The following is a 20,995-nucleotide window of genomic DNA, read 5'->3' as shown; positions in this document are numbered from 1 at the left end:
AGGATAACACCTGGGAGAGTAAGTCGTTGCCTTTCTTCATCATAAAAGCCTCGTAGTAATACGAGGCTTTTTTATTTGCCCATGGGTTTCACCCATGGTTATTACATTAAGGCCCTTCAGGCCTTTGATTGCATTCGGTCATTCTAAGATTGAATTCTGCTGCGCATAAAGACACCCGTTCCTTAGATCGCATTGTGCACGCTCCACTCCTTAATTCTTACTCCTTGCTTCTTACTCCTTCTTCTGAACTTCCTCCTCCTTCTGACTTCTTTTACAAGCGTAGTATTCCCATCCTACCAACCCGCTGTTCCCAGTAAACCATTTGCCATCAGTCTGGAGTAACGAGGGTCCGCTAGGACGATACATGGTAGCCGAAGGTGGAACAAAATACCGTCAGGGATGACATATCCAATACACTTAACGGCTGGCTTCTGCTTCCTCGTATCACCACGGTTCTTGACATACCAGGATGCGTAGCACCGTTCCTCCAACACCTTGGACGTACGCTCCTTACTCCTTGCTTCTTACTCCTCCTTCTGACTTCTGGCTTCTGGCTCCTTTTCATCCACCTCCAATAAAAAAGCCTGCGCGAGAAACCTCACGCAGGCTTAATTCGAAGACTAAACAACTTAGGCTTTCGCCGGCTCCAGCTTTTTGCTGCTGCCCCTGGTAGAGAAATCAACCAGTACAGGTGTGCCGATGCAAAGCGAAGAATACGTTCCGATCAATACACCGATCAGCATCGCGAAAGTGAAACCTTTGATGGTCTCGCCACCGAAGATGAACAGGATGATGATCACGAAGATCGTAGACATACCAGTGATCAAGGTACGGCTTAGCGTATCGTTCAAGGCATTGTTGATTACGGTAGGTGTGCTCTCGCCACTCTTCATGCCTGTCAAGAACTCACGAACCCTGTCGAATACCACCACACTGTCGTTGATGGAGTATCCGATCACCGTCAGGATAGCTGCCACGAACGACTGATCGATCTCCAGTGAGAAAGGCATAATGCTCTCAAGCAACGAGAACAGCGCCACAACCATCAGCACGGTATGCACAAGGCTCACCATCGTTCCCAAAGCGAACTGCCACTTCCTGAACCTGATCAAAATGTAGAGGAACATCAGGCCCATGGCAATCATCAGCGCATACAAGGCAGAAACCCGGATATCGCTTGCCACGGTAGGTCCAACTTTAGATGAGCTCAGGATCTCCGATTTATTTCCGGAGAACTTGGCAAGCCCTTCATTCAGCTTGCTTTCCGCTGTGTTGGTAGCTTCTTCTGAGTCGTTCTCGATCAGGTAGCTGGTGGTGATCTGGTACTTGTTGTCAAATCCGTAGGTCTTCACCTCAGGCGCAGCTTCAAATGAAGCCGCCAGGTTGTTCCTCAGATCGATGGTGCTTACCGGCTGCTCGAAACGAACGATGTAGGTACGGCCACCTTTGAAGTCAACGCCATAGTTCAGGCCTTTAATGCCCAGTGAGATCATACCGGCAAGGATCACAGCGCCAGAGACCATATAATAGATCTTCCTGTTGCCGATGAAATCGATGCTGATGCTGCGGAACAGGTTCTTTGACCATGAGAACGAGAAGCTCAGGCTCTTGCCACGTTTTGTGAAGAATTCAAAGATCAGACGTGTGAACAGTACTGATGTAAAAAGTGAACAGAGGATACCGATGATCAGCGTTACAGCGAAGCCGTAGATGAGGCCCGAGCCGAAAGTCAGCAACACAAAACCTTTGATCAGCGTAGTAACGTTCGAGTCGATGATGGCGGAGAACGCGTTCTTATAACCGTTGCCCACCGCCAGGTTCATAGGCTTGCCATCGTTCAGGTCTTCCTTCACCCTTTCGTTGATAAGTACGTTCGCGTCTACCGCAATGGCGAGCGACAACAGAATACCGGCGATACCGGGCAGGGTAAGCGCAGCGTTCAGCGACGCAAGGATCCCCAGCAGGAAGAAAAGGTTCAACACCACGGCTGCATCGGCTACCCAGCCTGCAGAGTTGTAGGTTGCCACCATGAAGAGGATGATGATGAGAAAGCCTACTACGATGGAGATCAAACCATTCTGGATGGATTCAGCACCGAGTGTAGGTCCAACAACTGCTTCTTCAACAATTTTAGTAGGAGCAGGCAGTGAACCGGCTTTCAGGATGTTGGCAAGGTCTTTCGCTTCCTCGTCTGTAAAGTTACCGGAGATGATAGAGCTTCCGAAAGGGATCTCCTCGTTCACGCCGGGGGCAGAATACACCAGGTTATCAAGTGTGATCGCAATCCGTGAACCTTTGGTGGCGGCATCGGCAGTCCATTTTGCCCATACCTTTGTACCCGTAGTGTTCATGGACATGCTTACGGCATTTCTTCCTCTTTCGTCAAAATCTTTTCTGGCATTGACGATCACCTCACCGGTAAGCTTCGATTTTTTATTCCTTCCAAGATCCAGGAAGTACAGCTGCAGCTTCGGCTCTTCGTTCACATCGGTAGAGTACTTGTCTTCTTTATTGGCCCAGAAAACACCAATGTTGCGGGGAAGGCGGTTCAGCACATCTTCGCGTCTGAAAATGCGGTTGATCTCTGCCGTGTCTTTCAGGTCATAACGGAAAGAATAAGGAGGGCTGCTCAGTGTAAAGAGCGGAGATACGCTGAGATTCTGCAATGTATCAAGTCCTGTGCTGTCGGCTGCGTTGGCCAGACTCTTCTCAAGCTCAGAGGTGGCTGAATCCTGCTTGGGCTGGTCGCTCGACAGAATATCTTTCAGGTTCTCTTTGGCAGGTTCTGCAGTGGTGCCGTTATTTTTGGCTTTTTCTTTTTGCTCCGCTACCAGCAGGTCGTTGATGGCCATGAAGGAAGCATTGAGTGTTGTGGGCTCAACAACGTCCCAGAACTCGAGCTTGGCAACACCCTGCAGGAGCTTTCTTACACGCTGCGGGTTCTCTGCGCCGGGGATCTCGATCTGGATGCGGCCGTTGGGTAAACGTTGGATGTTGGGCTGTGATGTTCCGAACTGGTCGATACGGCTTCTCAGGATGGTGAAAGAACGTTCGATGGCGCTTTCGATCTCCTGCTCAACGATGCTGATCACTTCACTGTCAGTGGCGTTCAGGCTGATGCGGCCACGGGTCGATGCCGTAGCGAACAGCGGCGCCAGGCGTTTGCCCGGATTGTCTTCGCGGTAAGCGTCGAAGAAAAGTGAGCTGAAGGTCTGCTGGCTGTTCCTCGATTTTGTGTAGGCTTTTTGTAAAGCTTGCACAAAAGCGGAATCCTGGTTGTTGCCGCTCAGTCCACGGAGAATGTCTACCGGTGAAACTTCAAGCGTTACGTGCATACCACCTTGAAGGTCGAGGCCAAGACTGATCTCGCCGTCTTTGATCTCGCGGTAAGTGTATTCTTTCATGCCAAAGAAGTTGAACACGGGCTTGTTCCAGACCGAGTCGAGATAATATTGTTTTTTGTTGGGGTCAACTTCTCCTGCGCTGTTGGTTGCGTATTCGGTGGCATCTTTCTGCACGCCACGCGAGATCAGCGTAAACGAGAGGTAGTACAGGCACAACAGGGTTACCACCACTGTGAGCACTGACACGAATCCTTTATTTCTCATAAAAATGTATAGGGTTTAAAAAAATTTAATTAGTTCAAATGAAATGGTGCAATAAGCCTTGTCCGGCGAATAACACCGGGCAGGTAAGATCTGTTAAGACTTACTCAGGGTGCGTTAGGCGAAATGATGACACGGAAAAGCGTGATCAATAGCTTTTCCGGATAGGCAGGCGCTTCTGCGGACGAATCCAGTTGCTGATCTTCTTCGAAAAGAATTTCAAACAGGCAATAGGCATCGAGGTTGAGTTGAACATGCACGGGAGCAGGTAACGAGAATGAAGGCAATGAGACCATGGCCTCATCTGCGGGCTGACTGCTCTCTTCCTGACCGGTGCTGATCTCCTTTTTGGTAAAGGATTTGGTTTCAAAATGGAAGCACTGAGTGCATACGATCACCATCGCCAGCAGGCTGCCGATGATAAGCGTCAATGGGTGCACTCTTTTGCTCATAGTTATTACTAAGGGGTACAAAAGTAGGCAAATATATGGTGAATCTGCAAACGCTTCCGCCAGGTTTTAAACGCTGGCTTTCAGCTTGGTTTTCAGGGCCATCGTAAGGATATCCAGGGCTTTTGAAAAGTCCTGGTTGTTGGGAATAATGAGGTCTGTCTGCTGTTTCAGCGGTTTTATGAGCGTTTCATACACAGGCATCACATGGTGCTGGAACCGGTAAAGCACATCGTGGATGTCATAGCCGCGCTCATCGTTATCGCGCCTGATCCTTCTGCTCAGCTTGATATAGTCTTTGGCCTCGATGAAGATCTTCAGGTCGAGCTCGCTGGCGATCTCTTCGAAATACTGCACAAACAGGCCTTCGATGATCAGGATCGGGGCCGGCTTAAAAACGAGGTAGGTTGGCTCTGCTTTGGGGTTGTTGAAGGTATATTCCTTGATGGTAACGGTCTCCCCTTTTTTTATTTTCAGGATGTCTTCGTGGAATTTTTCTCTTTCAATGGCAGAGGGCAGGTCGAAGTTCTCGATGCCGTTACTGTCTATGGTCTGAAGGTTGATCGCTTTGTAATAATGGTCCTGTGAAATAAGGCATATTTCATCGGGGGCAAACCGGCTCGACAGGCTGTTGATGAAGAATGTCTTACCAGAGCCACTGCCTCCGGTAATTCCGATGGTGAAAGGTTTCTGCATACAAATGACCCCGAAAAATACGAAATATCGGCGGTCCTGCTGCCAGGCACTTACTTGCGGGCGTAATTTTTCAGGAAGGCGATCAGCTTCTGCGTAGCCCTGGCGCGGTGGCTCATCTCATTTTTTTCTGCAATAGACATCTCGGCAAACGTTCTGGTAAAACCTTCCGGCTGAAATATGGGGTCGTATCCAAAGCCATCGGTACCTTTTCTGGTAGTGATGATGGTACCTTCTACCACACCTTCAAAAAAGTGAAGGCCTCCAAGACCTGCCAGCGTGATCACGGTGCGGAATCTCGCTTTGCGGTTCGGCTTTCCTTCGAGGTTCTTCAGCAGCAGGTTGATATTGTCGTCGCTATTCTTGTGCTCGCCGGCATAACGTGCAGAGTAGACGCCCGGTGCGTTGCCAAGAGCCTCTACTTCCAGGCCCGTGTCATCTGCAAAACAAGGCACGTGGTAGCGATCGAAGACGTATTCGGCTTTTTGCTGGGAATTGCCTTCGATGGTAGCCTGTGTTTCGGGCAGCTCTTCATGGCACCCGATCTGCGCCAGGCTTAAAACAGCGAAATCAGGCTCGAGCAACGGCCTGATCTCGGAAAGTTTATGATTGTTATTGGATGCGAAACAAAGATCCACTACCGTACATCTACAAGCTCTATCTCGAAAATAAGATTGGCATTGGCGGGTACCACCACCTTATTGTCTGCGTCTCTGATCTCCCGTGCGCCATAAGCATAACCCGACGGAATGTAGAGTGTTGCCCTTGTGCCTTCATTGAGCAGGGGCAGTGTGGTTTGCCATCCTACAATGAGCTGACTCAGCGGAGCGCCAGCCATATCGCCATCGTCAAATACGCTGTTGGTGCTGAGCAACCTTCCTTCATAGTTGAAGATGATGCCACTTCTCAGTGTAGGTTTCGGGCCGCTGCCCTGGGTGTGCACGATATAACGAACACCGTTGGGCTCTGTTTGGGCCACCAGACCCCAGCGTGAAAGACTGTCGTCGATAATTTTCAGGTCGGCCGCAAGCCTTTCTTGATCCGCGCCTTCGAGGTTGGATTTCAATATCTCTTCAACGGATGGAATGTCATTGTCGAAACAGCTTGTTAAAAGCACTGCACCGAAGATGGCACCGACAAAAAGCTTTAAGATGATCCTGTATTTCATAGTCTAGATTATTTACATGTTCTCGTCGCGGGGTCAACTTCATTGGCGAAATTCAGCAATTGCACCTTGAAGATGAGCACAGCATCGGGAGGAATGGCGCCGGGATAACCCTGAGGGCCATACGCAAGCTTTGAAGGAATGAAGAATGTTCCGGAATCTCCTTTCGCCAGCATGGGAATGGAAAGTTTCCAGCCACGGATCACTTCGTTCAATGAAAAACCGATCTTCTCGTTCTTATCGAACAGCCGCTCGTCTTTCAGGAACTTGCCTTCGTATTTTACCTCAACACAATTTTCAGGAGTCGGTTTTGCACCACCTGTGGTATTGTGAATGATATAATAGATGCCACTGGTATCCTGTTTAGCTTCCAGCTTGTTATCAGCCAGGTATTTCTGGATCTGTTTGCTGTCGCGTTCAGTGGTGGTCTTTTCGCGCCATGCCAGGAACTCGTCGAAGTTCATCACGTCTTTCACGTTGATGGTATACGTTACTGAGCCCGTGGTATCAACAGATGGGGGCGGAGGTCTGCGCACCAGGTTTTTGAAGAACTCGGGAATGGTCATGGTCGTCTTTACACTGTCACCGGTAGAAAGCTCACGCAGCATTTGTGCCACGCCATCTTCCATATTCACTTCTGCGGTATCCCTGATCTCCATGGCAGCCGGTAATCCTTCTTTGTAGCTGTCGTTCCAAACGGAGTCCTTGGAGTCTTTCAATTGAAAGTCGAACACCAGGATCTCACCTTTTTTTCCGGTAACGCCGTCGCCGGCTTTGATCACGGAATATTTCAGGCCGCTGCGGGTAGTTTTTACAGTTTCGGACTGCTTACATGCTGCAAGAAGCAACAGCAAGCCTGACAGCACATACGATAATTTGACCATGTTATTTTTGTTTAGACAGTATTTACGATTTAAAGGTTGTAATGCGTTTTTGTTAAAAAAATTTTAATCGGCCAGAAGCTGATCTTTGTATTGCGGCAGCAGGTCGAGGAATTTTTTGACAGTCTCATCCAACGTCAGATTGGTCTGCCCCCCGGCCGCATTCCTGTGTCCGCCACCTTCAAAGTGTTTCCTGGCCAGCTCGTTCACAGAAAAACTTCCAAGAGAACGAAATGAAAGTTTGATGTTTTCTTTCCGATCAGAGATCAGCGCTGAGAGTCGTATGCCTTTGATGGATAGTCCGTAGTTCACCAGCCCTTCCGTGTCGCCCGTTTGCGATCCGAATTTTTTCAGCTCTTCTGCGGAAAGTGTGATGAAAGCCGTGCGATATTCAGGCAGCACGTTCAGTTTTTCACTCAGCACAAAACCCATCAGCCTTAAGCGCTCGAGCGTGTTGGTATCGTAGATGAGCTTTGAGACGCCTGAGGGATCCGCGCCGTGGGCTACCAACGCAGAAGCGATCTGGAATACTTCGTAAGTCGTGTTGGGGTGCCTGAATCCACCGGTATCGGTCATGATGCCGGCATATAAGCAGTTGGCGATATTCTGGTCAACAAGGTCTTCATCGCCAATGTCACGAATGAGCTTGTATACCAGCTCTGCCGTGGAAGCGGCTGTATCATCCCACTGCTCGAACTCGGCAAATTTCTCCGGCTCGAGGTGATGGTCTATGAGCACCTTTTTGGCGGTGGCTTTCTCCACCATTTTGCCCAGCTCGTTGATCCGTTGCAGGCTGGAGAAGTCAAGGCAAAACACGATATCGCTTTGGCTGATAAATGCTTCGGCTGCTTTGGGCTTATCTTTCTGGAAGATGAGCACCTCGGAGTTACCGGGCATCCAGGTGAGAAAATCAGGGTAATCGCTGGGGGTGATCACCTTCACGGTATGCCCTTTCTTTTTCAAATATCCCGCCAGCCCCAGCGAGGAGCCCAGCGCATCGGCGTCCGGCTTCACGTGGGTAACGATCACCACTTTCCGGGGCTGGTTCATAAATTCCTTGAATGCGGGGAGATTCTGCATGTTATGGGCAAAGCGAGGGGCAAAAATGAGAAAAAATAGTCAATAGTTAATGCCTTTAGCAGCGCTGAGTGTGCCGGCCAGAACATTTTTCGGCCCCGGCAACTGAGACGAAAGTGCTAAAAACTATAGATCATAAACTATGGACTATGGACGAAACTGTTATTTTTGCGGCCGATTACGAAGATTAACCAAAGAAATAAAAAAAGAATATGGCTGGAAACAGAACCTTTACCATGATCAAACCCGACGCTGTCGGAGCAAACAATACAGGTGCCATCACCAAGATGATCGAAGAAGCCGGCTTCCGCATTGTGGCGATGAAAAAGACACAACTGACAAAGGAGCGCGCCGGACAATTTTATGCCATCCACAAAGAGCGTCCCTTCTACAAAGACCTCTGTGACTATATGTCATCAGGCCCTATTGTGCCGATGATCCTCGAGAAAGCCAATGCCGTGGAAGATTTCAGGAAACTGATCGGTGCTACAGACCCGAAGAAAGCTGAACCCGGCACCATCCGTAACCTGTTTGCAAAATCCATCGAAGCCAACGCCATCCACGGTTCTGACAGCGATGTGAACGCAGACATCGAAGGAAGCTTCTTCTTCGCAGGACAAGAGAAATACTAACCTCCCCGGCCCCCTCCTTTTTGCAAAAGGAGGGGGTGACTGGACTGATTTCTTGTGGCCGTGGCTGAAAGCTCGGCGCTATTTAATTCTACAGCTCGTAACTGGAGACTTGTGGCTAATCAAAGAGGCCCCGTGTTTTCGCGGGTGGAATTGTTTTCAGGTGCTTGTAGGCCAGCTCGGTGGTTTCACGGCCGCGGGATGTGCGCTTGATGTAGCCCTCCTGGATCAGGAAGGGTTCGTATACTTCTTCAATGGTTTCTGCTTCTTCACCTACCGCTGTGGCGATGGTGCTAAGGCCCACCGGTCCACCTTTGAATTTTTCGATGATGGTGGAGAGGATGCGATTGTCCATCTCGTCTAATCCGTTCTCATCTACATCCAGCGCTTTCAGGGCGATCTGGGAGATGGATTTATCAATGATACCGTTGCCCTTGATCTGGGCGAAGTCACGGGTTCTCCTCAATAAATTGTTGGCAATACGGGGTGTGCCACGACTGCGCCGGGCGATCTCGAAGGCGGCGTCGTCCTGAATGGGGCTGTTAAGAATACTTGCCGAACGTTTAACGATGCTGGTCAGCAACGGAGCTTCGTAATATTCAAGGCGTGCGTTGATGCCGAACCTCGCCCGTAACGGAGAGGTTAGCAGGCCAGCCCGCGTAGTAGCGCCGATAAGCGTGAACGGGTTCAGGCCAATCTGCACAGACCGCGCATTGGGACCCGAATCGAGCAGTATGTCTATGCGGAAATCTTCCATGGCAGAATAGAGGTATTCTTCCACGATGGGATTGAGCCGGTGGATCTCGTCGATGAAGAGCACGTCGTGAGGCTCCAGGTTGGTGAGCAGTCCCGCGAGGTCGCTGGGTTTGTCGAGCACCGGGCCGGAAGTGATCTTGATGTTTGATCCGAGCTCGTTGGCGATGATGTGAGACAACGTTGTTTTGCCCAGGCCGGGAGGTCCGTGCAGCAGCACATGATCAAGGGGCTCGCTGCGTTGTTTGGCGGCAAGCACAAAAACCTTGATGTTATCTACGGTCTTCTGCTGACCTGTAAAATCGCTGAACGAAAGTGGGCGGAGGGCTTTTTCGAATTCTTTTTCTGTAGCGCTTAATCCTTCGCCACCGCCCTGCAGATAGTCTTCACGCATAGTTTGTATTGATACACGAAATTACACATTCCCTTCCAGATCACGAACCCGATTATTCTTTTTACAACATTGTTGCATTTACGCCAAAATCTATAATTTTACAGCCTATTCCAGGTTGAAGCGCATGCAAATTGGTCAGTGTAACGTTATCCACTCTTTCACCCTGCCACTGATTTTCATTGCGGTTTGGCTGATGGCTCCGGAACCCCGCTTCATTGAAGGGGTGACCATGGGCACAACCTATCACATTACTTACTTCGACACACAGAACAGGGACCTGAAAACCTCCGTTGATTCATTGCTGCGGCTGGTGAACAAGTCGATCAACACATACGATCCGTCGTCAGAAGTGTCTGCCTTCAATAAAAGTAAACAGGGAATTGCCCTGAAGCTTCCGTACCTGTATGCGCCGCTGAAAAAATCGCTCGAAGTTGCAGCGGCTACGAATGGAGCGTTTGATCCTACGGTGATGCCGCTGGTGAATGCCTGGGGCTTTGGTCCTGAAAAGCAGCGTGTGCCCGATGCCCGGCAAATCGATTCACTCCGCACTTTCGTGGGATATAAAAAAATACAACTCAGCAAGGACAGCATCCGGAAATATGATGCGCGTGTTCAGCTCGACTTCGGCGGCATTGGCCAGGGCTACGGGGCTGATGTTATCGCACAGTTTCTGCGCTCGAAAGGTATCAGCGATTTTCTGGTGGAGTTGGGCGGCGAAGGTGTGGCTTGTGGCAAAAATCTAAGTCGTAACGATTACTGGAAGATCGGCATCCTCGATCCGAATTCTACCCGCGACAACCAGTTTTTCAAGGCTTATGTTTCGCTCAACAACCGGTCGTTTACCACGGCAGGCAACTATTTTAATTACCGCAAGATCAACGGGAAAAAATACGGGCACACCATCGATCCCCGAACAGGCTCGCCAGTACAACATACGTTGCTGAGTGCCTCAGTCTTCGCCGAAGATTGTGCTACCGCCGATGCGTGGGATACCGCCATGATGGTGGTAGGCCTCGATGAAACTATAGCATTGCTGAAAACACATCCCAACCTGGAAGCCTTGCTGCTCTATACTACACCCGATGGAAAAACGGGGGTGTATGCTACGCCGGGCATTCGGGAACTGATCAATATTGAACCCTGAAAACAGATATGACGCTTAAACTGCTTGTTCTTTTTTTTACACCGCTTATTTCCGGCTTGCTCATTTATCTCGTGCCCAAAGGGAAGAATACAAACTACAAGCTGCTGCTGGTGTTTGCAGGTGCTTACCTGTTTGCTATCACGGTGATCCACATTCTGCCTGAGCTGTACAGGCAGCACCTGGGCATCGAGCTGATCGGCTTGTTTGTGCTCGCCGGATTTTTTCTTCAGCAGTTGCTGGAATATTTCACCTCGGGTGTGGAGCATGGCCATATCCATACGCATGACCATCACGATCACGGGCATCATCACCACAGCCATCACCGGCAGTCTGTTTCTGCGCTGGTGCTGCTGACCGCGCTCTGCATCCACGCGTTCCTGGAAGGGAGCATGCTTGCCGAGCCTGCCACCATGGGACCTGCCTATGATGTGAACGCCATTCTGCTTGGCATTGCGCTTCATCGCGCCCCGGCAGCATTTGCTTTGATGACAGTGCTGGCCTTTCAGCTTCGTTCGCGCAGCAGGGCATTGCCTTACCTGATCGGTTTTTCATTCGCCGCTCCCATAGGATTGTTGCTGAGCAGCTACCTCGCCTCCGAAGAGATCATCTCCGCTACAGCGTTGATCTACCTGTATGCACTCGTGTGTGGTAATTTTCTTCACATCTCCACCACCATTGTTTTTGAAAGCAGTCCCGACCACCGCTTCAATGCCCGCAAGCTGGCGGTTGCTATTTTTGGTTCGCTGGTTGCAGTAGCTGCCGAGTATATGCTTTGAACGGTTGCCAGTTGCCGGGTGGCAGGGTAGAAGTTAGAAGTTTCAAGTTTGAAGTTTAAAGTTTGCTATAATTCTCCGATTGTATTTTCGTATTTGTGATATGAAAATACGCCTTCAAATGGATATGTTCCGAAACCGGTAACTGGTAACCGGCAACCAAGCGTCACCAAATTTGTACAACGGGTGCACCTGAGAAGTAGCACTTTCTTTCTTAATTTCCAGCATGTTCAAGAGGCTGCTGACTTTCGCCACCCATAGGATCTACAACCTTCCCGTAATCGTGCTGATGCCGCACAGCCGTTGCAACTGCCGGTGCGTGATGTGCGATATCTGGAAGGCCAACCATGAGAAGCGCGAGCTGTCAGTGGAGGAGTTGCAAAAGCATGCCGTGCATTTTAAAAAACTGGGCGTGCGCGAAGTGGTTTTTTCGGGTGGTGAAGCGCTGATGCACTCCAACCTGTGGCAGTTCTGCGAGGTATTGAAAGCACAACGCATCAGCATCACGCTGCTCTCTACCGGGTTGCTGCTGGAAAAAAATGCACAAGCCATCGTGGATCATTTCCGCGATGTTATCGTGTCGCTCGACGGAAGCGAAAGCATCCACGATCGCATCAGGAATATCCCGCAAGGTTTCAGGAAGCTGGCCGCGGGCGTGAAAGCGCTGAAAGATCTCAAGCCGGGTTTCAGGGTGAGCGCGCGTTGTGTGCTGCAACGATACAACTATGCCGACTTTATCAATATTGTGCAGGCTGCCAAAGACCTTGGCCTCGACCAGATCTCTTTCCTTGCGGCAGATGTTTCAAGCGCAGCCTTTAACCGGCCCGAACACTGGCAGGAGGAACGGGTAAGCGAGATCGCGTTGACGGTGGCGGAAACGACGGAGCTTGAAAGCATCGTGGAGCGATCGTTCGAGACGTTGCAAGACTCTTATGCGCAGAAGTTCATCGCAGAGTCGCCGGTGAAGATGAAGAAGATCGTGCAGTATTATCAGGCTATTAACGGACTTACCGATTTCCCGGAAACGGTGTGCAATGCGCCCTGGGTTTCTGCCGTGATCGAGTCCGACGGCTCGGTGATGCCCTGTTTCTTTCACAAGCCTTATGGAAACATTTACGACAACAATCTTCCGGACCTGCTCAATTCCCGCGAGGCCATTGCCTTCAGGCGTAATCTCGATATGAGTAATGACGAGACCTGTAAAAAATGTGTGTGCTCCCTTAAGCTCGGGCTCCGGCAGCTGAACTGAGTGGCATGATCCTGTAGAGGAAATCTTTTTCGTCGAACATCACTTTCTTCTCACGGATGAGGTTGAACGCAAATCCCTTCTCATCGGCCAGCGAAAAAATACGTTGCAGATCGCATCCTTTTGTAAGCACCATGACCACTTCCGTACCCTGGTGAATATGTTCTTTCAACGTTCCGAAGAGCTTGCTGAAATATTCGAAATTCTCTCCGCAATACCAGGCGAGATCGCTGTCACTGTTGGGCTGCTGCGCGTAATAAGGTGGGTTGATGATGATCCAGTCGAAGGTGCGGCCGATCTTGTCGAAGAGGTCTGAATAAACAACTTTCATGGCAACATTGTTTTGTGCAGCGTTGCGGCGTGTGTTCTCGAGGGCCTTCATACTCAGGTCGCTGGCCGTGACCTGTGCGCCCGCCCTGGCGGCTGTGACCGAGATCAATCCTGAGCCGCATCCGAGCTCAAGAAATGTTTTTCCTTCAAGGTTTTGTGTTTTCAGAAAATCGAGCAGGAACGTGGTGCTTGAAAAAAGTCCGGGGTGAAAAACGCCAGGCAGAACCACAGCAGTGATACCGTTGTAGGTGTACTTTCTTTCCTTGCGCAGGTACCAGCGCACCGCGGGGATCATTACCAGCGAGGCAAGATGTTTCAGCGATCGGCGCACGGTCATTCCATTTTAAATCCTTCGATCTCCGGCTGGCGGTACTTCCAGATCCGCTGCAGCGCCTTGAGCTCATAGGGCAACTTGTAGAAACTTTTCTGGTAACGGATGGAAGACAACAGATGCAGGATCTTACGCTTGACAGGAGTGAGACGAAAATCAGAAACCGTAGGGAAGCGGGCGTTCAGCACCGTTTCGAAACCAAGGATCTTGTCGACCATGGGAGCTGTGAGCCAGGGTGTGAGTGGATTCTTACGAAGATCGAAATTCTGCCACGCCGGTTCGAGCCAGTCTTCCAGCTTTTCGGGGAACTTGAAACCCGCGGCCTTTACTTTCTCATACATCTCTGAGCCTTCGGTGGCCACCGGCGAGTAAACGTAGATGATGATCTCTGTGTCGGGGTTGATGTTCTTGATCTCCTTGATGTAAGCGATGTCGCGGTCTATCTGCTGCTCTACCTGCTGTGCGGTTTCTGCGGGAAATCCCAGCACAAAAGAGTATTCGGGAATGATGTCGAACTTTTTCATTCGGGCCGCAAACCGTTTCATCTGTGCCGTGGTTTGCGTGCCTCCTTTGTCCATCTTTTTCAGCAGCTCGTCGTTGCTGGTCTCGGCACCGAAGAAGATCATCTTGCAACCTGCCTCGCGCATTTGTGCCAGTGACTCATCGCTGTATTTATCAATGGTGTCGATGCGCCCCTCGCCCCACCAAGAAATGTTCTCGGACCGGATCAGCCTGGCAAATTCCACGGTGCGTTTTTCGCTGACGAAAAAATTGTTGTCATGAAATTCAACCGAGTCGGCACCGTGGTTATCGATCAGGTATTTGATGTCTTTGTAAATGAGCTGTGCCGATTTTCCCTTCCACCGCGCATTGTAGAGGGGAACCACCGCGCAGAACGAACATGTGAAAGGACAACCCATGCTGGAGTGATAGGCCGCAGTGCGTGCACCTAAAAATGTCTTTCCGAGGTAACGATTCAGCGGATAGAAAGTGGCGAGCTTTTCATAGGGAAGCTGCGGCAGCTTATCCTGGTCAAGCAGCGGCGCCAGGGAAGTTTTGATGATCTCGTTGCCCTGTTTAAAGATCAGGTTCTGGATGTTGTTCACAGGCTTCTTTTCATCCAGCGCCTGGAGCAGCTGCGGGAAGGCGTCGTCGCCGGGGCCGTTGATGATATAATCCACGAAAGGAGCACCGATCACGGAGCGATACTGGTTGGAGGCAAAATATCCGCCCCAGATGATGGTGATCTGCGGAAACTGTTCCCGGATCTTCTTTGAATAAGGAATGGCCTGCCTGAGCTGAGGGCCTGGCATGGCGGTGCAGCCGAAATAACGGAACGTTCCTTTTTTCAGATGCCGCTCTATGGTCTGCCACGGATCGTGCTCGAGATTTCCATCCACAAAAACGTAATCGTATTTACCCTCGATGGAAGCGCCTACCTGGAGAATTGAATTCGGGATCCGGTGCTTGGCCCGCGCGCTCCGCGGATTGAAAAGAAGAACCTCACTCATCGCTCCTAAGATAGCAAATGAATTTTTTGAAAAGGAATTTGCGGTTGACACAATATCGATTACAAAACGCGATTTTTATATTCCTGGACGGATGGTTAATTTTAAAACAGCCAAACACAGCATTCCACATCAACACCGTCTTTAAAAAATTAATAACCGGCCTTGGTATTCCCCAGCAATACGTTTGTGTAGCACTGGAAGAGCTGTCTTCACCCCTTGCTGTTACCCTTACCTTTTCCGGTGAAGATCATACACTCGATGTTACCCAGAGACACCTGTTTATAGGATACAAACCACTGATCATCGCCGTCACGCTTTCATCCCGGGAGCCGCAACAAGCTTTTGACCGGGCTGATACCATCTGTTTGAATTTCCATCACCAACCGTTTGTGGCGAACAGCCGGTGGTCGGGCTTTGTCACTGACTCAAAAGCGGTGGCCAGGCTGGTGCTGAAACGCATCTACGAAAAAGTGCTGGGCGAAGATCGTGTTTTGTTCTATGAAGGTGTGCAGGGCCGGCATTCGTTCATCAGCTCCTGGCACCAGTTTGTGAACAGGCAACGCGAAAAGATAAGACCCAACCCGGTTGGTAACGTGAACCTGCCGGGCAACCTGCACGACATGGTGCGGATAGCCTATGCGGTGCCCAGGATCATTCCGCTGATCACACTTCGTGAGGGCGAAAAAATGAATATGTTTCCCACAGACCTGCACGGACCCGTGTTATCAAAATTTTACATCAGCTCGCTGCGGCTCAACGGCAAAGCCAACAGCCAGGTAGACCGGTTGAAGAGGCTTGCGTTGTCGTACATGGATGTGCAGGCATTCAAAGATGTGTATGCGCTGGGAAAAAATCACATGCAGGAGCTGCGCGAGCGTGCATTGTTCAACTGCGCTCCGCATGTTTCGAAGACGTATGAGATACCGTTGCCACGGGAGGCGATTCGCTATCGGGAGCTGAACCAGACCGGATCGTTCGATGCAGGCATCCATCGGATTCATTTTTACGAGCAGGTGCACGAAGAAAAATTGAAGGAAGGTCTGACGCTGGCGCACATCCACCAGTACTATGCCCAGTGGCGTCTTGACCATGGAATGCCTACTCACCTGTTGCTGCGATAACCCATGAAGATCGTTCATGTCTCTTATGCCGCCACTTCCGGGCATCATCATCCGCAGCAATGGTTACAGGCCATTAATTTTTTTACGGGCATTGTTACGCAGATGGCCAAAACGCATGACGTTAGCAGTATTCATTGTATCGATTATGAAGGTGTTGTGACGCATGGCGGTGCGCAGTATCACTTTTTAAAAGTAAGTCGCTGGCACCGGCTTCTTCCCTCCACAGTCAACCATTGTGTGAAGACGCTCCGGCCTGACGTGGTCATTGTTCATGGCCTTCATTTCTCATGGCCATTGTTGTGTCTCCGGCTGATGCTTGGCCCCAGGGTAAGATATTTTATGCAGCATCACGCGGAGCGGCCTGTGCGATATCATAAACGTTTGCTGGCGCGATGGGCCGACCGTTTTGTGGAAGGATATTTCTTCTCATCAGCTGCGTTGGGAAAAATGTGGCAGGATGCAGGTGTGATCAGAGACCCGGCAAAGGTGCACGAGGTAATGGAAGTTTCGTCCACATTCACAGCCACCGACCCGGCTGCAGCGAAAGTTGCCTGCGGTGTGCAGGGCGATCCTGTTTATCTATGGGTGGGGAGACTCGATCGGAATAAAGATCCGGAAACTCTTCTTAAAGCATTTATCGATTTTGCAACGCGTCACCCGTCCGCAACGTTATACATGATCTTCACGGGCAACACGTTGATCGAAACCGTGCAAGCTCTCGCCCTGAAAAAGACCAACCAGATCAAGTTGGTGGGAGCAGTGCCACACCATGAGATGGCGCAATGGTTCAACGCGGCAGATTTTATCATCTCCACTTCGCACTACGAAGGAAGTGGTGTGGCGGTGTGCGAAGCCATGTCGTGCGGCTGTATTCCCTTGCTTACCGACATTCCTGCCTTCCGCATGATGACCGGTGATGGGAAGTGTGGTGCGCTGTTCTCCCGTGGCGATGTGGCAGCGCTGGTCAGTGTACTGGAAAAAAGTGTGACGCTAGACAGGAAGGAGGAGAAGCGTAAAGTGCTGGATCAGTTTGCTGCAGCGCTTTCGTTCGAAGCCATTGCCACGAAGATCAATGCGGTGATCTCGTCATCACATTGAACAGCGCTACCATCTTATGGGCACTGTCATCCATGGTGTGCACCGCTACGGGTGTGAAATCAGAGGTTTCAGAGAGTAACAATGCGGCACAGGCAGCCGTCATTGCAGCTTCGTTCTTCACGATATGCCAGTGCTCGATGGCGCGTTTCTCTGCCGACACAAAGCTTACCACGTGGCATCCCGCGGCCAATGCTTCCAGGCAAACTGTGCTGTAACCTTCGTAAGCAGAAGGATGCAGGAAGATCTTTGCCTGCTCCATGCACGAGATCACTTCCTGGTGTGGCACTTCTCCGGGCATAACGATGTGCTCTTCCAGGTTGTTTTCCTGGATCGCTGTACGCAGGCGTTGCAACTCGGGGCCGGCGCCGATCAGCACCACCTTGAGATCGGGTTTGACCTTGACGAGCGACCGCACAACGCTGATAAAGATCGAATACTGCTTCAGTGGAATGAGTGAACCTGCGCCCAGCACATCGATCTCCTTTTTGACCTTCTTTTTCCCGAACATGCCTGTATCCACTCCGTTAGTCACAATATGCGCCGGCCTCACGTAATGATTTTTTTCGAAAGCTTCAGCAAGTGATTCCGAGAGGGCTACAAGCTCGATGGCGGCGGGCCGGATCATGCGCACGAAGAAGTTGCTCTTTCTTGCGTCCTGGCCTTTGATCCAGATCCGGTGGGTGATCCGTTTTCTGGAAGCGAAAAGTTTCCCGATCAGGGCGGTCTCGTGGCACCAGAAACTGAGCAGGCCTGTGATACCGGTTTGCTTGTGGATCTTTTCGAGCTGATAATAGGCATTGATCCACACCCACGGCCGCAGCCACTTGGGCACGGACTTGCCGTTTAAAGCGATCACGGTATTGCCAAACCATAGATACCGGTCGCGGCGATAAGGATACTGGAGCGCTACAATGATGACGCGAAGGTCTGGAAAAAGTTTGTTCAGCGACTTCACGAACAATTGCTGTGCCGGCAGGCAGGTAGTGTCCCGCTCATCCGAGGGAAAACCAGGTGATATGATGACGAGTGTTTGCTGGCGGGGCATGACTGTATTCCGGATCGGCCTAATGTGAGAGACTTCCGAGGTAATCTACCGGGATCTGTAGTAACCTGATCCATCCTTTCCAGTGCAAAGGCCTGAAGCGTGAATACAGCAGAAAACATTTGAACGACTCTTTGTGCTGTTTGTGCTGCCTGAAGATCAATCCCATTTTATAATACAGTTTGCTTACGGTGGCACGGTAGAGGGCATGTGTCAGGTATCCCTTTTTATGCAGGCGCTGCACCAATGCCACGGTTTCCGGGTAACTGAATAACGGGTCGCTCGCCGATGTATTGTGATCGTGCTTGCGGATCTTCGCCAGCCGTTCACCCAGGAACGAGCCTTTGAAGTGACAACAGAGGTTCAGAAAAAAATCAGTATCGGCACCGGTAGGCAGCTGCTCGTTCATGAAACTGGTTTGTGCAAGAACAGATTTCCTGAACATGAGCGTTGACGGATAAAAGGCGAAATGCCCCTCCTGCAGGTAACGTGAAAGCAAATGATCTCCATGGATTGCGTTGTATTCGGGCAGCACAACGCTGGTAGCCCCGAAGAGCTCGATGTGTGTAAAAACAAACGCGGTGCCAGGCTCGGCTTCGAAGCATGATAGCTGTGCGCTGAGCTTGCGCGGATGCCAGAGGTCGTCTGAATCCAGAAAGGCAATGAATTCACCGCTGGCTTTCGAGATGCCGTGGTTCCTCACAACGCCGAAACCTCCGGAATGTGCTATCCTGTAATATCTGATGCGGGGATCGTTCAGTTGCTGCATCAGGTCGGGCGTGTGATCGGTTGAGCCATCATCCACTACGATCAGTTCCCAGTTGGTCCATGTCTGCTGCCGTACCGATTCAATGGTCTCGCCAATGAGCGCAGCACGGTTATACGTGGGTATGATGATGCTCACCAGCGGAGGTTGTTCCCGGGTACCTGCCATATTAAAAACTCGATTGAAAGGTTTTGAGCTCCGCTTTCGAAAAACATCCGTCTTTGAGCTCATACACGTGATCAAAAGACGTCCACAATTCCGGGCGGTGCGTGATCAGCACGATGGTCTTATGCTTCGATTCCATGCGGAAGATGGCCTGCATCACTTCGTGCTCCGTTTCACGGTCGAGCTGACTGGTAACTTCATCGAGCAACAGGATCTCGGCATCGTGGTAGAGGGCCCGCGCAATGGCCAGGCGCTGGCGTTGGCCGCCGCTGATCTTCACTCCTTTTTCGCCGATGCCGGTGTTGACACCTTCGGGTAATGACTCAACCCACGAATCCAGGTCGAGGTCGCGGACAAGCTGCTTCACCTTGTTCACATCGATATCCATAGCGGGCACGCCGAAAGCAATGTTCTCCAGCACGGAAGCATCGAGCACGTACGGATTTTGTGAGACATAACCGATGAGCTTTCGCAAGCCGGGTGTGTGTGCATCTTCTATAACTTTACCATCCAGCAGCAACTGCCCCGATCTTTCCCTCAGGAAACGCATGAGCAGCAGGAACAACGTTGTTTTGCCACTTCCTGAACGCCCGAGCAAAATGATCTTCTCACCTTTGTGAATGGTAAGCGAAGCATTTCTCAGCAAAGCATGATGCGCCTCATGTCCGAAAGTGATGTTGTGCAGCTCGATCTTTTCGTTGAACGCGACACGAGACACCTGCTCCCCCGGGGAGGCCTGTTCATGGGGAAGCGCTCCCATCTGGATCAGCTCTTCCGACACATACTCATGGGTTCTGATCTGCAGCACCGCCGCGAAGATCCTGTTCACGGAGGGCATCACCCTGAAGCTCACGCCGGCATAGATGCTCAGCAGCAGCACCGCTTCGTCCGCGGCCTTACGGGTTACGAGCACGTAAATGATCAACACACCGATGCATAAGGCGGCCACTGATTCCGTTACGCGCGAGGTGCCGGTATGGAGCACGTGATCCCTGGAAAAGATCACCCCCACTTTTTCAAAAGCATCGGTGAATTTTTTCCAGAAGAATTTTTCCTTTCCAAAGGCCCTGATCTCGGGCAACCCTTCCACGGCCTGCAGGGTGTGCTTGAGCAGCAGCGGATAAGTTTGTTTTACCTGTTCACTGCTGTGCCTGATCTTTTGCCGTTTCATCCTGTAAAGCATGCCGAAAGGAATGAGCACCAGCATCAGGAAAAATGCCAGCCGGGTATCGTAAAAGACCAGGGCAGCGAGCAGCAGCAGTGTGATGAGCGCCTCTGAAACAATGGTACCCGCAGGAATGATAAAATTATTGGCAAACGTCAGGGGCAGCGTGGCAATGCGGTTCATTTCGCGCGTGTGATCGATCTGTGAGAACATGTTGTATGGAATGCTCAGGTACCGTGACAATGCACCTGCAGCGATCTGGTTTGCCGCGCCATAAGCATAGGTAGCCTTGCGCAGCGTGATCCAGTTGCTCATTGCACTTTTGATAAAGATGAATGCGACGGCGATAACGGTGAGCGCAATGGCAAACTGCACCGGATCGTTGAAAGGACTGCTGCGGTACAGGGTGTGGAGCAACGAATCGCCGGAGAGCTGCTGAGGCCGGATGATGATCATGATCAGGGGCAGGAACGAAGCCAGGCTGAAAAGATCCAGCAACGCATTCAGCGTAAGCAACAGGATCAGCAACACACCACTTTTTCTCTGGTGGCGGGGTATGAGGCCAAGCGCATGTTGCAGCAGGTTCTTCTTCATTTTTCGGGAAGGAAGATAAGGAAATTATTTTGTGCAGCCTTGAGCGTAACGGTAACTGAAGAG

At 50.8% G+C, this 20,995-nt stretch carries 19 protein-coding genes; 6 read left to right on the top strand and 13 right to left on the bottom strand.

Annotation, left to right across the window (positions count from 1 at the left end; translation table 11 throughout):
- Positions 1-629 precede the first annotated feature (629 nt).
- The 7 genes from secDF to KK083_RS18980 form a co-directional block, all read right to left on the bottom strand.
- The gene (gene secDF, locus KK083_RS19010; protein WP_254166230.1) at positions 630-3,608 is read right to left on the bottom strand and encodes a protein translocase subunit SecDF; all 2,979 of its coding nucleotides are present in this window, start codon (positions 3,606-3,608) and stop codon (positions 630-632) included.
- A gap of 104 nt (positions 3,609-3,712) precedes the next feature.
- Positions 3,713-4,057 (bottom strand): hypothetical protein, encoded by a 345-nt coding sequence (locus KK083_RS19005; protein ID WP_254166228.1) that lies wholly within the window; start codon positions 4,055-4,057, stop codon positions 3,713-3,715.
- A 66-nt stretch (positions 4,058-4,123) separates the two neighbouring features.
- Positions 4,124-4,750, bottom strand: coding sequence for a uridine kinase family protein (locus KK083_RS19000; protein WP_254166226.1), 627 nt, complete (start codon positions 4,748-4,750; stop codon positions 4,124-4,126).
- A 50-nt stretch (positions 4,751-4,800) separates the two neighbouring features.
- On the bottom strand, positions 4,801-5,385 hold the full coding sequence (locus tag KK083_RS18995) for a non-canonical purine NTP diphosphatase (protein ID WP_254166224.1): 585 nt from the start codon (positions 5,383-5,385) through the stop codon (positions 4,801-4,803).
- Positions 5,385-5,915, bottom strand: coding sequence for an FKBP-type peptidyl-prolyl cis-trans isomerase (locus KK083_RS18990; protein ID WP_254166222.1), 531 nt, complete (start codon positions 5,913-5,915; stop codon positions 5,385-5,387). The genes KK083_RS18995 and KK083_RS18990 overlap by 1 nt, the downstream gene beginning before the upstream one ends.
- Before the next feature lie 8 nt (positions 5,916-5,923).
- Positions 5,924-6,796, bottom strand: a complete 873-nt coding sequence (locus KK083_RS18985; RefSeq protein WP_254166220.1) for an FKBP-type peptidyl-prolyl cis-trans isomerase — start codon at positions 6,794-6,796, stop codon at positions 5,924-5,926.
- A gap of 63 nt (positions 6,797-6,859) precedes the next feature.
- Positions 6,860-7,873 (bottom strand): DHH family phosphoesterase, encoded by a 1,014-nt coding sequence (locus KK083_RS18980; RefSeq protein WP_254166218.1) that lies wholly within the window; start codon positions 7,871-7,873, stop codon positions 6,860-6,862.
- A gap of 209 nt (positions 7,874-8,082) precedes the next feature.
- Here KK083_RS18980 and KK083_RS18975 point away from each other — a divergent pair, with 209 nt between their 5' ends.
- The gene (locus KK083_RS18975; RefSeq protein WP_254166216.1) at positions 8,083-8,502 is read left to right on the top strand and encodes a nucleoside-diphosphate kinase; all 420 of its coding nucleotides are present in this window, start codon (positions 8,083-8,085) and stop codon (positions 8,500-8,502) included.
- 115 nt (positions 8,503-8,617) lie between these two features.
- Here the strand turns inward: KK083_RS18975 and ruvB are convergent, their stop codons facing one another.
- Entirely contained in the window at positions 8,618-9,646 is a 1,029-nt protein-coding gene (gene ruvB, locus KK083_RS18970) for a Holliday junction branch migration DNA helicase RuvB (protein ID WP_254166214.1), read from the bottom strand.
- 193 nt (positions 9,647-9,839) lie between these two features.
- On the opposite strand from ruvB, the gene KK083_RS18965 reads away from it, so the two are divergent.
- From KK083_RS18965 to KK083_RS18955, 3 genes are all read left to right on the top strand, one after another.
- Positions 9,840-10,790 (top strand): FAD:protein FMN transferase, encoded by a 951-nt coding sequence (locus KK083_RS18965; protein ID WP_254166206.1) that lies wholly within the window; start codon positions 9,840-9,842, stop codon positions 10,788-10,790.
- Between the two features lie 8 nt (positions 10,791-10,798).
- Positions 10,799-11,566 carry a ZIP family metal transporter gene (locus tag KK083_RS18960; RefSeq protein WP_254166204.1) on the top strand — a complete coding sequence of 256 codons (768 nt, stop codon included), beginning with the start codon at positions 10,799-10,801 and terminating at the stop codon, positions 11,564-11,566.
- A gap of 223 nt (positions 11,567-11,789) precedes the next feature.
- Entirely contained in the window at positions 11,790-12,812 is a 1,023-nt protein-coding gene (locus KK083_RS18955) for a radical SAM protein (protein WP_254166202.1), read from the top strand.
- Here the strand turns inward: KK083_RS18955 and KK083_RS18950 are convergent.
- Both KK083_RS18950 and KK083_RS18945 read right to left on the bottom strand, forming a co-directional pair.
- On the bottom strand, positions 12,784-13,476 hold the full coding sequence (locus KK083_RS18950) for a HemK2/MTQ2 family protein methyltransferase (RefSeq protein ID WP_254166200.1): 693 nt from the start codon (positions 13,474-13,476) through the stop codon (positions 12,784-12,786). The genes KK083_RS18955 and KK083_RS18950 overlap by 29 nt on opposite strands.
- On the bottom strand, positions 13,473-14,981 hold the full coding sequence (locus tag KK083_RS18945) for a B12-binding domain-containing radical SAM protein (RefSeq protein ID WP_254166198.1): 1,509 nt from the start codon (positions 14,979-14,981) through the stop codon (positions 13,473-13,475). Before KK083_RS18945 ends, KK083_RS18950 begins: the two co-directional genes overlap by 4 nt.
- Before the next feature lie 44 nt (positions 14,982-15,025).
- Between KK083_RS18945 and KK083_RS18940 the strand changes: the two genes are divergently transcribed.
- Together KK083_RS18940 and KK083_RS18935 are read left to right on the top strand one after the other, a co-directional pair.
- Positions 15,026-16,102 carry a hypothetical protein gene (locus KK083_RS18940; protein WP_254166190.1) on the top strand — a complete coding sequence of 359 codons (1,077 nt, stop codon included), beginning with the start codon at positions 15,026-15,028 and terminating at the stop codon, positions 16,100-16,102.
- Between the two features lie 3 nt (positions 16,103-16,105).
- Complete coding sequence (locus KK083_RS18935; protein ID WP_254166188.1) at positions 16,106-17,200, top strand: glycosyltransferase family 4 protein; 1,095 nt, start codon at positions 16,106-16,108, stop codon at positions 17,198-17,200.
- Here KK083_RS18935 and KK083_RS18930 read toward each other — a convergent pair.
- From KK083_RS18930 to KK083_RS18920, 3 genes are read right to left on the bottom strand one after another with little or no spacing between them, the layout of a single operon-like run.
- Positions 17,172-18,245 (bottom strand): glycosyltransferase, encoded by a 1,074-nt coding sequence (locus KK083_RS18930; RefSeq protein ID WP_254166186.1) that lies wholly within the window; start codon positions 18,243-18,245, stop codon positions 17,172-17,174. The genes KK083_RS18935 and KK083_RS18930 overlap by 29 nt on opposite strands.
- Before the next feature lie 19 nt (positions 18,246-18,264).
- Entirely contained in the window at positions 18,265-19,176 is a 912-nt protein-coding gene (locus KK083_RS18925) for a glycosyltransferase family 2 protein (RefSeq protein ID WP_254166184.1), read from the bottom strand.
- Position 19,177: 1 nt separating this feature from the next.
- Positions 19,178-20,932 (bottom strand): ATP-binding cassette domain-containing protein, encoded by a 1,755-nt coding sequence (locus KK083_RS18920; protein ID WP_254166182.1) that lies wholly within the window; start codon positions 20,930-20,932, stop codon positions 19,178-19,180.
- Positions 20,933-20,995: the final 63 nt, after the last annotated feature.

The sequence above is a fragment of the Chryseosolibacter histidinae genome (genome assembly GCF_018598225.1).
Taxonomy (GTDB): Bacteria; Bacteroidota; Bacteroidia; order Cytophagales; family Cyclobacteriaceae; genus Chryseosolibacter; species Chryseosolibacter histidini.
This window is presented reverse-complemented; position numbering and strand designations above follow the sequence as displayed.

What these genes read in the sequence shown, in the direction of transcription:
- secDF (WP_254166230.1), bottom strand. Translation starts at nt 3,608, where the DNA reads ATGAGAAATAAAGGATTCGTGTCAGTGCTCACAGTGGTGGTAACCCTG.
- KK083_RS19005 (WP_254166228.1), bottom strand. Translation starts at nt 4,057, where the DNA reads ATGAGCAAAAGAGTGCACCCATTGACGCTTATCATCGGCAGCCTGCTG.
- KK083_RS19000 (WP_254166226.1), bottom strand. Translation starts at nt 4,750, where the DNA reads ATGCAGAAACCTTTCACCATCGGAATTACCGGAGGCAGTGGCTCTGGT.
- KK083_RS18990 (WP_254166222.1), bottom strand. Translation starts at nt 5,915, where the DNA reads ATGAAATACAGGATCATCTTAAAGCTTTTTGTCGGTGCCATCTTCGGT.
- KK083_RS18985 (WP_254166220.1), bottom strand. Translation starts at nt 6,796, where the DNA reads ATGGTCAAATTATCGTATGTGCTGTCAGGCTTGCTGTTGCTTCTTGCA.
- KK083_RS18980 (WP_254166218.1), bottom strand. Translation starts at nt 7,873, where the DNA reads ATGCAGAATCTCCCCGCATTCAAGGAATTTATGAACCAGCCCCGGAAA.
- KK083_RS18975 (WP_254166216.1), top strand. Translation starts at nt 8,083, where the DNA reads ATGGCTGGAAACAGAACCTTTACCATGATCAAACCCGACGCTGTCGGA.
- ruvB (WP_254166214.1), bottom strand. Translation starts at nt 9,646, where the DNA reads ATGCGTGAAGACTATCTGCAGGGCGGTGGCGAAGGATTAAGCGCTACA.
- KK083_RS18965 (WP_254166206.1), top strand. Translation starts at nt 9,840, where the DNA reads ATGGCTCCGGAACCCCGCTTCATTGAAGGGGTGACCATGGGCACAACC.
- KK083_RS18960 (WP_254166204.1), top strand. Translation starts at nt 10,799, where the DNA reads ATGACGCTTAAACTGCTTGTTCTTTTTTTTACACCGCTTATTTCCGGC.
- KK083_RS18955 (WP_254166202.1), top strand. Translation starts at nt 11,790, where the DNA reads ATGTTCAAGAGGCTGCTGACTTTCGCCACCCATAGGATCTACAACCTT.
- KK083_RS18950 (WP_254166200.1), bottom strand. Translation starts at nt 13,476, where the DNA reads ATGACCGTGCGCCGATCGCTGAAACATCTTGCCTCGCTGGTAATGATC.
- KK083_RS18945 (WP_254166198.1), bottom strand. Translation starts at nt 14,981, where the DNA reads ATGAGTGAGGTTCTTCTTTTCAATCCGCGGAGCGCGCGGGCCAAGCAC.
- KK083_RS18935 (WP_254166188.1), top strand. Translation starts at nt 16,106, where the DNA reads ATGAAGATCGTTCATGTCTCTTATGCCGCCACTTCCGGGCATCATCAT.
- KK083_RS18930 (WP_254166186.1), bottom strand. Translation starts at nt 18,245, where the DNA reads ATGCCCCGCCAGCAAACACTCGTCATCATATCACCTGGTTTTCCCTCG.
- KK083_RS18925 (WP_254166184.1), bottom strand. Translation starts at nt 19,176, where the DNA reads ATGGCAGGTACCCGGGAACAACCTCCGCTGGTGAGCATCATCATACCC.
- KK083_RS18920 (WP_254166182.1), bottom strand. Translation starts at nt 20,932, where the DNA reads ATGAAGAAGAACCTGCTGCAACATGCGCTTGGCCTCATACCCCGCCAC.